This is a genomic window from Sorangium sp. So ce1036, assembly GCF_051369805.1.
In the GTDB taxonomy this organism is placed as follows: domain Bacteria; phylum Myxococcota_A; class Polyangia; order Polyangiales; family Polyangiaceae; genus Sorangium; species Sorangium cellulosum_F.
Genome location: NZ_JBBMOX010000001.1, coordinates 85,369 through 97,996 on the forward strand (window position 1 = coordinate 85,369; position 12,628 = coordinate 97,996).

Annotated in this window: 13 protein-coding genes; 5 read left to right on the forward strand and 8 right to left on the reverse strand. The window is 75.1% G+C overall.

Going from position 1 to position 12,628, the window contains the following annotated elements; all coding sequences use genetic code 11:
* Positions 1-12: 12 nt before the first annotated feature.
* Positions 13-1,443, reverse strand: coding sequence for an FAD-binding oxidoreductase (locus WMF31_RS00120; RefSeq protein ID WP_436600010.1), 1,431 nt, complete (start codon positions 1,441-1,443; stop codon positions 13-15).
* 256 nt (positions 1,444-1,699) lie between these two features.
* On the opposite strand from WMF31_RS00120, the gene WMF31_RS00125 reads away from it, so the two are divergent.
* Positions 1,700-2,086, forward strand: a complete 387-nt coding sequence (locus WMF31_RS00125; protein ID WP_436600011.1) for an SPW repeat domain-containing protein — start codon at positions 1,700-1,702, stop codon at positions 2,084-2,086.
* 37 nt (positions 2,087-2,123) lie between these two features.
* Here the strand turns inward: WMF31_RS00125 and WMF31_RS00130 are convergent, their stop codons facing one another.
* The 7 genes from WMF31_RS00130 to WMF31_RS00160 all read right to left on the reverse strand — a co-directional run bounded on the left by WMF31_RS00130 (position 2,124) and on the right by WMF31_RS00160 (position 8,929).
* Entirely contained in the window at positions 2,124-3,335 is a 1,212-nt protein-coding gene (locus tag WMF31_RS00130) for an exo-beta-N-acetylmuramidase NamZ family protein (RefSeq protein WP_436600012.1), read from the reverse strand.
* Positions 3,336-3,513: 178 nt separating this feature from the next.
* Positions 3,514-4,968 (reverse strand): trypsin-like peptidase domain-containing protein, encoded by a 1,455-nt coding sequence (locus WMF31_RS00135; RefSeq protein ID WP_436600013.1) that lies wholly within the window; start codon positions 4,966-4,968, stop codon positions 3,514-3,516.
* Positions 4,965-5,891: a tRNA pseudouridine(38-40) synthase TruA gene (truA, locus tag WMF31_RS00140; protein WP_436600014.1), complete on the reverse strand. Its 927-nt coding sequence runs from the start codon at positions 5,889-5,891 to the stop codon at positions 4,965-4,967. The genes WMF31_RS00135 and truA overlap by 4 nt, the downstream gene beginning before the upstream one ends.
* A gap of 25 nt (positions 5,892-5,916) precedes the next feature.
* On the reverse strand, positions 5,917-6,300 hold the full coding sequence (locus WMF31_RS00145; RefSeq protein ID WP_436600015.1) for a hypothetical protein: 384 nt from the start codon (positions 6,298-6,300) through the stop codon (positions 5,917-5,919).
* A gap of 10 nt (positions 6,301-6,310) precedes the next feature.
* Complete coding sequence (locus WMF31_RS00150) at positions 6,311-6,925, reverse strand: AgmX/PglI C-terminal domain-containing protein (RefSeq protein WP_436600016.1); 615 nt, start codon at positions 6,923-6,925, stop codon at positions 6,311-6,313.
* Between the two features lie 299 nt (positions 6,926-7,224).
* Positions 7,225-7,773, reverse strand: a complete 549-nt coding sequence (gene rsmD, locus WMF31_RS00155; protein ID WP_129354648.1) for a 16S rRNA (guanine(966)-N(2))-methyltransferase RsmD — start codon at positions 7,771-7,773, stop codon at positions 7,225-7,227.
* A gap of 37 nt (positions 7,774-7,810) precedes the next feature.
* Positions 7,811-8,929 carry a PEGA domain-containing protein gene (locus WMF31_RS00160; RefSeq protein ID WP_129354646.1) on the reverse strand — a complete coding sequence of 373 codons (1,119 nt, stop codon included), beginning with the start codon at positions 8,927-8,929 and terminating at the stop codon, positions 7,811-7,813.
* 216 nt (positions 8,930-9,145) lie between these two features.
* On the opposite strand from WMF31_RS00160, the gene WMF31_RS00165 reads away from it, so the two are divergent.
* The 4 genes from WMF31_RS00165 (at position 9,146) to WMF31_RS00180 (ending at position 12,625) form a co-directional block, all read left to right on the forward strand.
* The gene (locus WMF31_RS00165; protein WP_129354644.1) at positions 9,146-10,564 is read left to right on the forward strand and encodes a phosphomannomutase/phosphoglucomutase; all 1,419 of its coding nucleotides are present in this window, start codon (positions 9,146-9,148) and stop codon (positions 10,562-10,564) included.
* Entirely contained in the window at positions 10,561-11,445 is an 885-nt protein-coding gene (gene prmC / locus WMF31_RS00170; protein WP_129354642.1) for a peptide chain release factor N(5)-glutamine methyltransferase, read from the forward strand. The genes WMF31_RS00165 and prmC overlap by 4 nt, the downstream gene beginning before the upstream one ends.
* A 230-nt stretch (positions 11,446-11,675) precedes the next feature.
* The gene (locus WMF31_RS00175) at positions 11,676-12,137 is read left to right on the forward strand and encodes a phage holin family protein (protein ID WP_242515550.1); all 462 of its coding nucleotides are present in this window, start codon (positions 11,676-11,678) and stop codon (positions 12,135-12,137) included.
* Entirely contained in the window at positions 12,134-12,625 is a 492-nt protein-coding gene (locus WMF31_RS00180; RefSeq protein WP_129354640.1) for a hypothetical protein, read from the forward strand. The genes WMF31_RS00175 and WMF31_RS00180 overlap by 4 nt, the downstream gene beginning before the upstream one ends.
* Positions 12,626-12,628: the final 3 nt, after the last annotated feature.

Below are 12,628 nucleotides of genomic sequence, written 5' to 3' on the forward strand. Positions count from 1 at the left end.
CGCGCGGGGCGGCTACTCGCCCGCGCGCGCGGCCGGCGGAGCGCTCGCCGCGGCCGGCGGAGGGCGCGGGATCGACCGGGGGAAATGGAACAGGTCGCGCGGGTCGTACCGCGCCTTGATGGCCGCGAGCCGCGGGAGGTTCGCGCCGTAGTAGGCCTCGGGCCAATCCTCGATCTCGGCGTCCATGTAGTTGACGTAGGCGCCCCGCACGTGGGGCAGCATCGCGCGGCGGAGCCGCTCGACCCACGCGACGTTCTCCGCCTCCTCGGCGGGCGCGGTCCAGTAGGCCTGGTATTGGAGGCTCCACAGCGCGCGCCGGTGCGGGAACGCCGTGGCGTCGGGCGCGATCCGGCCGATGGCGCCGCCGTAGGCGTCGAGCTGGACAAGGCACCTCGAGCTCGGCGCGCCCGAGAGCGCGGCCGACAGGGTCGCGATCGCGTCGCCTCCGAATCGGTCGTGGGCATAGGCCGACGAGTTCTTGTAGCGCTCCTGCGCCTGGTGCGCGTGCACGGTCCACCGGTCGGGATCGCGGCCGAGCCCGCCCATCTGGCCCACCGCGCCGAGGTAAGGCACGGTGTCGATGGACACGCTCGACGGCGCCGCCCGGGCCGCGAGGAGCGGCTGGATCAGCCGATAGAGCTCCTGCCCCGCCCCGAGCAGCTGGCCGATGCACGCGATCTCGCCGCTCGACCGCGCCCTGAGCTGCAGCAAGCAGGTCAGTCGGTCGTCGGCGCAGGGCGCGAACGCCTGCCACGCTTCCATCACGCCCGGGAGCTCGGCCCACGGCCAGGCGATCCTGAAGATCGAGACCTCGGAGACAGGGTGCGTCTTGAACGTGAACGACGTGACGACGCCGAAGTTGCCGCCCCCGCCGCCCCGGCAGGCCCAGAGGAGATCCTGGTGCTCGCCCTCATCGGCCCGGATCACGTCGCCGTCCGCGGTGACCATCTCGACGGCGAGCAGGCTGTCGCAGGTGAGGCCGAGGGCGCGGGAGAGCAGGCCGAACCCGCCGCCGAGCGTGAGCCCCGCGATGCCGACCGTGGGGCACGTGCCGCCGGGGATCGTGACGCCCACCTGCCCGAGCGCGTCGTAGACGGTCAGCAGGTCGGCGCCGGCCCCGACGACGGCGACGCCCCGCTCGCGGTCGACGCGGACGCCGCGGAGATCGCTCACGTCGATGACGAGCCCCGCGTCGACGACGGAGAACCCCTCGTAACAGTGCCGGCCGCTCCTCGCCCGGATCTCCACGCCCCGCGCGGCCGCCCACCGGACGGCGTTCGCGGCGTCCCCGGCGTCCTGGCAGAACACGATGGCGCCCGGATTGCGCGAGATCCGCGCGTTGTGGACCTCGCGGGCGTCGTCGTATCCAGGGTCGCCGGGGAGGACGACCCGCCCGGTCAGCCGCGGTTCGGGTCGCGGGGGCGGGCGCTCTCCGGGCAGCATGCGATGGACCTCGCGCCCCGCGAGGATCACGTCAACCCGCGCCGTGTCTCTGTCGGTGGCTGTCCGCGAGATCGCACGAGATCACGCGCCCCTCATGGAGTGAGCATGACAGGCACCCTCGCGCCCGTCCCGGACGAGCGATATCCGCGCTGCTCCCCGGGGGCGTGGCGTTCCGACGCGGTCTGCGCGCGCGATGTCGCCCTCTCCTCGGCACATGCAATGCACCGGTGGGGAGCGCTCCTCCAAGGAGGGACCGATGAAGCTCCTGTCTCCCCGCCTCCATGGATACATCGATTACGCGATCGTCTCTCTGCTCGTGGCCGCGCCGCTCGCGCTGCGCTTCGAGCCGGCGCCGGCGGCGGTCTGTTATTCCACCGCGCTCGCGCACTTCATCGTGTCGCTGCTGTCCGATCATCCGCTCGGCGCCGCCAGGAAGATCCCGTTTGCCGTGCACGGAGCGCTCGAGCTCTCGTTCGGCGTGGGTCTCCTCGCCTCTCCCTGGATGTTCCGTTTCTCCGCCGAGGGCCCGACGCGGACCTTCTTCGTGGCCACCGGGATCCTGCTCGTGCTCGTCGTCATGACGACGCGCTACGTGGCCGGCGTGCTCTCCCGGCCGGAGCCGTACGACCGGTACGATCGCTGAGCCGCGCGGGCGCGCAGCGCCCCGCTCGCGAGGGGCGCTACGAGGCGCGCGCGGCCTCCGACGCCGCCTGCGCCTCGCGCATCACCTCGGGCCAGCCTGGATCCGGGCGCGACACCTCCATCGCGATCGCCAGGGGATCCTCGCCCGCCTCGATGGCGAGGCGCGCGGCCGCGGACCCGGTGAGCAGGTCGAACGCCGGGATCGTGTCGACGTACTCGTACCGCTCGGTGCGGAAGCGGAACTGCTCCGGGCGCTGCCTCCGGGCAAAGGCGACGAGCGCGACGTACGTCGCGACCGGCAGGAAGGCGCCCGGATCCGTCACGTGGATCTGGACGCCGCCGCACGTCGCGCCGGCGTGCTTCTGGAACGTGGGCCGGAACGTGAGCGGCCGCGCGACGAAGCCGGGGAGCGCCGTCGACGCGAGGCGCGCGGCGAGGTCGTGGCCGTCGATCCAGGGGGCGCCGACGATCTCGAACGGGCGCGTCGTGCCGCGCCCCTCGGACAGGTTCGTCCCTTCCAGCAGGCAGCCGCCCGGGTAGACGAGCGCGGTGTCCGCCGTCGGCATGTTGGGCGAGGGGAGGACGAACGGCCGGTCCCACGCGGCGGCCAGCGCCTCGCGGCGCCAGCCCTCGACGGCGACGACCTCCAGCCCGCAGGCGACGTCGCCGAGCGGGATGCCCTCGCGCCGCGCGAAGAGCGCGACCAGCTCGCCGGCGGTGAGCGCGTGGCGGATGGGCACGGGCTCGAGGCCCACGAACGACAGGAACCCCGGCGCCTGCGTCGCGCCCTCGACGCTCTCGGCCGCGCCGCCGAGGGGGTTCGGCCGGTCGAGCAGCACGACGTGCACGCCCGCCGCCTGCGCCGCCCTGAGCGCGAGCAGCGCCGTCCAGACGAACGTGTAGTAGCGCGAGCCCACGTCGGCGAGATCGATGAGGAGCAGGTCGATCTCGGCGAGATCCTCCGCGGCGGGCGAGAGATCCTCGAAGCGCTCGCCGTACAGGCTGACGACGCGGGCGCCGGAGCGCGCGTCGACGGCGCTCAGGACGGTCGCCATGTCCTGCGCCTCGCCGCCGTAGCCGTGCTCCGGGCCGAAGAAGAGGCGCGGGCGGACGCCGAGGCGATCGAGGACGGAGGCGATGTGGGTGAGCTCGCGGTCGACGCTCGCCGGGTGCGCGAGGACCCCCAGGCGAGCCGACCGGATGCGCCTGAGGAGCGGGAGATCCGGGAGGCGATCGAGTCCGACGTGCACGTCGATGTGCCTACCGCGGCGAGCGCTGGCCGTCCATGCGTCCTGGCGTCTGCGGGTCGTGGGGGCGCTGGGGGGCTCCCCTCCGGGGCTTGCGTTCCGGCGAGCGCCTCGTGGCTCGCCTGCATGAAAGCCCCTCCGGCGAGCCCTCCAGCGCCCCCACGATCCGCGCAGGCGCGGCTCAGCGCCGGAGCGCCGCGTAGAACACGGTGCTCCGGCGCTGCACCCGGAGGAGGAGGTCGCCGTCGCGCGCGGCCTGCTCCACGTCGGCGGCCGTGGGCGCCCGCCTCCGGTCCGCCTCCAGGATCACGTCGCCTGGACGGATGCCCGCGCGCTCGGCGGGCGAGTCGCTCGCCACGCCGAGCACGCGCACGGCCGAGGTGGCCCCGCCGGCCGGGGCGCGCGGCGCGCGCGCGACCGGCACGTCGCGCAGCGTGAGGCCGAGGCCCGGGTGCCGGGCGGGCGCGCGCTCCACCGGCAGCGCCGGCGGCGGGCGCTCGTTGCGCGCGGCGAGCGTCACCCGGGTCTGGTACCGCTGGCCGTCGCGCACGACCTCGAGCGCCAGCGTCTCGCCGACGTTGTGGAGGAACAGCGCGCGGAGGACGTCCTGCGCGTCGCGCACCGGCCGGGCCGCGACCGAGGTGATCACGTCGCCCGGGTGCAGGTTCGACCTGGCGGCGGGGCCGCCCGGGCTGACGGCGTTGACGAGCGCCCCTGCCGGGGGCGCGCTCGGCAGCACCGCGGCGAGCTGGGGGGTGAGGTCCTGCAGCCCGACGCCTATCCAGGCGCGCTCGACGCGGCCGCTCGAGAGGAGCTGCTCGGCCACGCGCCGGGCCATGTTCGCCGGCACGGCCAGGCCGATGCCCTGCCCGCGGCTCACCACCATGGTGTTGATGCCGAGCACGCGGCCGTCGAGGTCGACGAGCGGGCCGCCCGAGTTGCCCGGGTTGATGCTCGCGTCGGTCTGGAGGTAGTCCTCCACGTCGTTGACGCCGACGCCGCCCCGCCCCTTGGCGCTGAGCACGCCGGTGGTGACCGTGTGGCCGAGGCCGAAGGGAGAGCCGATCGCGACGACCCAGGCGCCCACGCGCGCGGCGTCGCTGTCGGCGAACGTCACGGTGGGGAGGCCCTTCGCGTCGATGCGGAGCACGGCGAGGTCGGTCGCCGGATCGCGCCCGGCCAGGCGGCCGGCGAACATGCGGCCGTCGCGGAGCCGGACGGTGATCGCGCGGGCTCCGTCGATCACGTGGTTGTTCGTGAGGATCCCGCCGTCCTCGGAGAAGATCACGCCCGAGCCGAGCCCGCGGCGCTGGCCGCCGTCGCGGAACCAGCGCAGCGGCGAGGAGACGTCCTCGGCGACGGTGACCTCGATCTGGACGACCGCGGGGCCGACCTTGTCGGCGACGTCGGCGAAGGCCTCGCCGAGGCGGCGCAGGTCGGCGGCGCCGGCGGCCGCGGCGGCGCCGGCGCGGGACGCGGGCGGGGGCGCGGGCCTCTGCGACGACGGCGCGGGCGCGATCTTCGGGGCGGGCGCGGGCGCCCGAGCCCCCGCGGGCGCCTGGGCGTCGGCGGTCGACGGCAGCGCGAGGGCAGGGACGAGCAGGGCGAGCGATGCGGCGAGCCGGCGCGAGATCATGCTTCCTCCAGCGCGTGAGTTCCTGCGTCGTCCAGCGCGTCGGAGGGGCCCTGTCCGCGGTCCATGGCATCGCCCGCCGGCGGCCCCGCCGGAGGTCCGGCCGGCGGCTCCGCCGGAGGTCCGGCCGGCGGCCCCGCCGGCCAGGGGGCCTCCCCGTCGTCGCGCAGATAGGTGCGCTCCAGGTAGAGCCCGTCCGGCGGCGCGGTGATCCCGGCGTCGCGCCGGTCCCGCGACGCGAGGGCGCGGGCGATCGCGCCGGGCGCGAGGTGGCCGCGCGCCACGTCCATCAGGGTGCCGACCAGGATGCGCACCATGTTGTGCAGGAACGCGTTCCCCTCGACGTCGATCCGGACGAGGCGCGGGTCCGCGGGGTCGATGGACAGCGCGACGCCGTGCAGCGTCCGCACCGTGGAGGTCCGCTCGTCCGCGCTCGTCCGGAACGCGGCGAAGTCGTGGGTGCCCTCCGCGGCGGCCGCCTCGGCGCGCGCCCGCTCGAGCGCGGCCTCCGTGAGCCCCTCGACGCGCCAGGCGCGCCGGGTGAGGAACGGGTCGCGGACCAGATCCCGCAGGATCAGGTAGCGGTAGCGCTTGCGGACGCTCTCGAAGCGGGGCGAGAACCCGACGCGCACGACGGCGGCGCGCCGGATCACGATCTCGTCGGGCAGGTGGCGCGCGGTCGCGAGGACCCAGCCGCGCGGCGGCAGCGGCGCCGTGGCGTCGAAGGCGACGCGCTGGTCGCGCGCGTGGACGCCCGCGTCGGTGCGGCTCGCCCCGCGGATCTCCCGGATGGTCGGATCGATGGCGCGCAGCGCGCCGAGCAGCTCCCCCGCCACCGTGCGCTGGTCGCGCTGGCGGGCGAAGCCGGCGAAGGGCCGCCCATCGTAGGCGACCGAGAGCAGGATGCCCCGGCTCGACGCGGCCATGCTCGGCACCGCCCGGCGGGGCGGGCTAGGCGCCGCCGTTCTGCCCGTCGCCCCCGGCTCCGCCGGAGCCGTCGGCGTCCACGGAGCCGCCGTTCCCGCCGGAGCCGCCGGCGCCCGACGTCGTGCTGCTCCCGGAGCCGAGGGGCATGTACCCCTTGACGCACTCCGGGTTGACGAGGCCCTCGTCGTTCTTGCAGCACTCCTCCGGGGCCGACTGTCGGCCGTTCACGATGCAGTAGGGGAACTGGTGGCATCCGTCCGACATCTTCACGATGCCCTGCTCGGGGTCGAGGTTGTCGGTGCAGGTCGGCGTGGTCCCGTCCTCCGCGCTGCACGCTGCGCCCAGCAGCGCGAGCGGAGCGAGCACGACGAGGAGCAAGCTGGCCATCCGGGGGGGGAGCGTTCGCATCGGCTGCTTCCTATTGCTTGATGGTGAAGTTGATCGGAACGTTCACCACGACGCATCCGCTCTGCGGCGGAGGCAGTGATTTGCCGCGGAAACGTCCCAGGACGCAAGACGCAATCTCGTTCGATCCCACCGTGTCGTTGAGGATCGAGGCGCTGCACACCGCGCCTGTCGAGGCGACCTGCACGCTCACCGTCAGCTTGCCGGAGACCTCCGAGGTGCGCAGCGCGCGGTTATAACAACCCTGCGCCGAGCGGGCGAGCCCCAGGACGGCGGAGTCGAGCGCGGGCGAGGTCGCGCCGTCGCCGCACTTGCCCGAGCAGGGAGACTTGCCGGCGCCTTGCGGGCTCTGGCCGGAGGCGACCTTGCCCGCGTCCACGCCGGCGTCCTCGACCTCCTCGACCGGCGGCGGGGGCGGGGGCGCGAAGAGCGGCGGCGGATCCGCCGGCCTGCTCTCGGTGGGCGCCGCGGTCTGCGCCACGGGCGCCGGGGCCGGCTCCGGGCTCAGCTTCCAGTAGAGCAGGCCCGCCATGAGCGCGGCGAGGACGACGATTCCTGCGACGTAGAAGCCCGTATTGCTCGATTTTCCAGGAATGTGCTGGGACGACGGGGGCATCGATGCGGACACGTGAGAAGTCCTCCCGGAGAGGCGCGCGTGGACCGGGCCGCTTCGGCGGGCCCCTCGTGCGCCAGAGCCGAGACGCGGGCGCGTCCGGCGGGGGCGAGTCTACAAGGGCGGACAGGGGAGCGCGCCAGGAAAACGGGATACGCCCGGGGATGGACACACGGCGGGCCAGCCCGTGCGGCGCGCTCGGCGGGCGAGGGCGCGCAGGGGTCCGCGCTCGTAGCAGGGGTCCGCGCTCGCAGAGCGCGCGCAGGGGTCCGCGCTCGTAGCAGGGGTCCGCGGTCGCAGAGCGCGCGCAGGGGTCAGCGCTCGTAGAAGGACACCGCGGTGTCACCATACGCGCGCGTCGCTGCGCAGGTGAGCCCGGCGATTTCCGGGGACGGATCGCGGCGCGCGTGCTCCAGGACGAGGCGTCCGGCCGGGGAGAGCAGGCCGAGCGGCCCGGCGAGGCGCGCGACCGCGGCGACGGCCTTGGCCAGGGCGGCGTACGGCGGATCGAGCAGGACGAGATCGAAGGGGCCCTCGTCGCCGAGCCGGTCGAGCGCGCGCTCGACCGGCATCGGGACGACGCGGGCCTCCTCGTCGCCCAGGCCGAGCGCGGCGAGGTTCTCGCGGAGCGTGGCGAGCGCGGGCCGGCCGCTCTCGACGAAGACCGCGCGCCGCGCGCCGCGCGACAGCGCCTCGATGCCGAGCGCGCCGGTGCCGGCGTAGAGGTCGCAGACGAGCGCGCCGGTGACGTCGCCCAGCGAGGAGAAGAGCGCCTCGCGCACGCGGTCCGCGGTCGGCCGCGTGCCCTCGCCGCGCGGCGCGGCGAGCCGCCGCCCTCCGAGCCGGCCGGCGATCACCCGCATGGTCGTCGCCCCGCCGCCGCGGGCCCAGGGGCGCGGCTCACCAGCGGTACGTCACGTCGAGGCCGCCCGCGTCGAGGCCGACGCTGGGCTGCACGGTCCAGCCGGTGCGCCGCTCGGGCCGTTCGTCGCCGCTCGTCACGAGCAGGTAGGCGCCGAGGCCGGCCGAGAGCACCGCCAGCGGATAGAAGACGAGCTGGAGCGTCATGAACGTGTCCGCCTTCTCGCAGAGCCGGATGCCGGCGTTCACCGTCGACGCGTCCGCGCGCTGATCGCCCCGGATGGCCTCGCGCTGGTCGCGCGCGCACACGTCCGTGACGCTCTGGTCGAAGAGCGCGCGGTAGGCGTCGTACCGCGCGTCGCCCTGGATGCTCGCGACCTGCACGGAGCTGATGACCCCCACGGTCCCGAACACCGCCCCTGCGCCGAGGCCGACGAAGCCGCCCAGCCGCTTCCAGTCGAGCTGCGACGACTCGTCGGGCATCTGGCTGAGCGCGACGTCGGTGGTGGCGACGGGACGGACCACGACCGACGCCTCCGCGTCGAGGAAGCCGGTCGACTTGACGAGCACCCGGTGCGGCCCGGCCGTGACCGTGAAGGTCGCCTCGCCGTTCTGCACCAGGCCGGCCGGCTTGCCGTCGATGAGCACGCTCGCCCTGGAGGCGCCCGTCCGCACGCGGAGCGAGCCCCTGGGCGGCCCGCCGGTCAGCGCCGCGATGGCGTCCGCCGCGATCGCGCGGAGCGACTCGTCGTTGGCCTCGGTGAGGTTCGCGCTGTACTTCACCGGCACGGTCACGGTCGGCTGCCCGCGGGTCCAGAGGTGCAGCTCGCCCTCCACGACGGCGTCGCTCTTGCGGAGCATGCCCCAGATGTAACGGTCGCTCCGGATGTGATCCGCGATGCGGGCCTGACAGCTCGCGTCGGGCCTATCGTCGCACTGCAGGGAGAGCGTCAGGACCTCGAGCGAGAAATCGCCGGTGCCGACCGACCAGCCCGGGACGTTCTTGATGGCGGAGCGGAGCGCCTTGGTCAGCGCGTCGGCCTGGTCGTAAGCGTCGTCGGTCCGGAGGGTGACCACGGTGATCGGCAAGGCCGCGGGCGACGGCTCCGCGGCCCGCGCGGCGCCGCCGCGGGCCACGCAGGCGGAGAGGGCCAGCATGGCCGCGAGACCGGTTCTCTGTGCGCGCGTCATCGTGCGGTCGTGAGCTCCACGTACCCAAATTACCCGGCCGGCGGCCGGGAACGCAATCTCGTGGGCCCGCGCGGGGAGGTGCGCCGCGCGCGGCGTTTTTCGTTTCACCCACGATCGCGCCGTGTCAGAGCGTCCTCGGCGCGGGCCCGCGGGCGGGCCCGGGCGCGCTCTCCTCGCCTGGCCATGAGAGTCCCCCGACACATCTTTCGTGAGTACGACATCCGCGGCGTCGCCGAGCGCGATCTCTCGAGCGAGCTCGCGCGCGGGCTCGGCGCCGCGTTCGCCCACCTGCTGCGCCGCGAGCCCCCTGCCGGCGCGCCGCCCGGCGGAGGCCGGCCCAGGGTGGCGGTCTGCCGGGACGGCCGCCTCTCCAGCGAGCGCCTGTTCTCCGCGCTCACGGGCGGCCTGCGCGCGGGCGGCGCCGACGTGATCTCGGCGGGCGTCGGGCCGACCCCGCTGCTCTACTTCGCGGCGCACCACCTCGACGCGGACGGCGCGATCATGATCACGGCGAGCCACAACCCGGCGCCGGACAACGGGTTCAAGCTCATGCGCGGCAAGGCCTCGTTCTTCGGCGAGGACCTCCAGGCGCTCGCCGATCTCGTCGAGGCGGGCGCGGGCCTCGACGCGGGCGCGGCCGGCGGCGCGCTCACCGAGGTCGATCTCGAGGCCGACTACATCGAGGCGGTGCGCGCGGCGTCGCGCCTCTCCGGCGCCGACGTCCGCTTCGTGGTCGACGCGGGTAACGGCGCGGCCGGCCCGCTCGGCGTCCGCGCGCTCCGGGCGCTCGGCTTCGCGCCGGACGCGCTCTTCTGCGACATCGACGGCCGCTTCCCGAACCACCACCCGGACCCGACCGTCCCCGAGAACCTCGAGGCGCTCCGCGCGCGCGTGCTCGCGACCGGCGCCGCGCTCGGCATCGCGTGGGACGGCGACGGCGATCGGCTCGGCGTCGTGGACGAGCGCGGCGAGGTGCTCTGGGGCGACAAGCTGCTGCTCCTCTTCGCGCGGTCGCTCCTCGCCGAGCGGCCCGGCTCGGCCGTGCTCGGGGAGGTGAAGTGCTCCGAGAGCCTGTACGCCGACATTGCCGCGCGCGGCGGGCGCCCCATCCTCTGGAAGACGGGGCACTCGTTGATCAAGACCAAGATGAAGGAAGAGGGCGCGCTGCTCGCCGGCGAGATGAGCGGGCACATGTTCTTCGCCGACCGGTGGTTCGGGTTCGACGACGCCGTGTACGCGTCGGTCCGCCTGCTCGAGATCGTGGCGCGGGCCGGCCGGCCCCTCGGCGAGCTGCTCGCGGACGTCCCGGAGACGTTCGCCACCCCCGAGATCCGGGTCGACTGCCCCGACGCCGTGAAGTTCGAGGTCGTCCGCCGGGTGACCGAGCATTTCCGCGGCGTCCGCCCGGTCGTGGACATCGACGGGGCGCGCATCGATTTCGGCGGCGGGGCGTGGGGGCTCTGCCGCGCCTCCAACACCGGTCCGATCCTCGTGCTGCGGTTCGAGGCCCGCTCGGCCGCGCGCCGCGATGCGGTCCGCGCCGAGGTCGAGGCCGTCGTCGCCGCCGCCGTCCGCGAGTCCCTCGCCGCCGCCGTCCCGTGACCAAGCCCGACGTCGAGCCCCAGAACGAGGCCTGGACGATCCGCCGCGTGATCGCCTGGGCGACCGGCGACCTGAAGAAGCGGGGCGCGTCCTCGGCGCGCCTCGACGCGGAGCTCCTGCTCGGCAAGGTGCTGGGCCTCGACCGGGTCGGGCTGCTCATCGACGCCGAGCGGCCGCTCGACAAGGCCGAGCTCGCCGCCTACCGGGCGCTGCACCAGCGCCGCCGCGCCGGCGAGCCGGTCGCTTACCTGCTCGGTGTGCGGGAGTTCTACGGCCGCCCGTTCCGCGTCGATCCGCGCGTGCTCATCCCGCGCCCCGACACCGAGATCCTGGTCGAGGTCGCCCTCGCCCGGACGCGGCACCTCGCGCTCTCGGCGCGCGCGCTCGACCTGTGCACCGGGTCGGGCTGCGTCGCGGTGAGCCTCGCCTGCGAGCGGCCCACGAGCCGCGTCCTCGGCGTCGACCTCTCCGAGGGCGCGCTCGCCGTCGCCCGCGAGAACGCGCTCCGCCTCGGCGCCGTCAACGCGGGGTTCCTGCGCTCGGATCTCCTGGCCGACCTGCCGCCCGGCCTCCGGTTCGACCTGATCACGGCGAACCCGCCGTACATTCCGGACGACGACGTGGGCGCGCTGCAGGTCGACATCCGCGGCTACGAGCCGCGCCTGGCGCTCGCGGGCGGCGCGGACGGGCTCGACGTCACGCGCCGGATCGTCGCGGGCGCGCCGGCCGTGCTCGCCCGCGGCGGCGTGCTCGCCGTGGAGGTCGAGGCCGGCAAGGCGGGCGCGGTGGCCGAGCTCTTCGCCCGGGCGGGGTTCCACGACGTCGCGAGGAACCTCGACTACGGCGGGCACGAGCGCGTCGTCTCCGGCGCCTTGCCCTGATCGCCCGCCGCGGGGGGCTGCGCGGCGACCCCGGCGTCCTGGGCCGATCGCCTGCCGCGCAGGGCGCCGCCGGGGCCGCGCAGCGCGCGCGCGCCGCCCGCCAGGATGGGGCTGGCGCGCCGTGTGCACCGCGGGGCGCGGGCGGTGGGCGGCGGCTCCGCGGCGGTGCGCCGGCGGTTGCCTGCTCCGCTCGCCGGGCGTGTTCACCCCGTGAGGCGGAGAGGTGTTCCATGATGGAGCCCAGGACGAGGCAGCTCGAGCCCAGGACGAGGCAGTTGGAGCTCAGGACGAGGCAGCTGGAGCCCAGGATGAAGCAGCTGGATCCCAGGCCCGAGAGCTCGACGACCGATCTCGTGAAGGAGGCGATCGCCGAGGCCAAGGAGCTGGTGCAGGTCGAGGTCGCGCTGGCGCGCGACGAGATCGAGCAGGAGATCTCGCGGGCGAAGGCGTCGGGCGTGGCGCTCGGCGCGGCGGCGGCCGCGGGGCTGCTCGGGGCCGCGCTGGTGCTCGTCGCGCTCGCGCTCGCGATCTCGCCTCGCCCGCTGCCGGCGCTGCTGATAGGGCTCGTGCTGATCGCGCTGGCCGTGGTGATGGGGCTCGTCGGTTACAGGCAGGTGCCGAAGAGGCCGCTGGAGAGGACCCGGGGCCGGCTCGAGTCGGACGTCCGGCTGCTCCGGGAGCGCGTCGTATGAAGCGGCTGAACGGCCAGCGAGAGGTGTTCGAGCGGAGGGCGGACGAGCTGCGCGAGCGGCTGTTTCACACGATCGAGGCGCTCGATCAGCGGCGGCACGCGCTGCTCGACGTGAAGACCCAGGTGCGCCGGCACGGCGCCGGGGTGGTCACGGGCGGGCTCATGCTCGCGATCATGGGCGGCGCGGTGGTGATCGCGCTGGTCCAGGAGGCGCGCGCGCGGGGCGAGCGGCTGCGGCGCGAGCGCGTCCGGGCGCTCGTCCGCTTCTGGAAGCACCCGGACTGGGTGGCGCCGCGCGGCAAGCCGAGCGTGCCCCGCGAGATCGGCCGGAAGGTCCTGGTGGGCGCGGTGTCCTTCGCGGCGATGCAGCTCATCCGGCGGGGGATCCGGCTCACGCTGGCGGCGCCGAGGCGCGAGGCGCTGTCGCGCCGGAGCGCGCTGGAGCTCCCGGGCCCGCAGCGGCGGAGCCCGGCGGAGGGCCCGGTGTAGCGC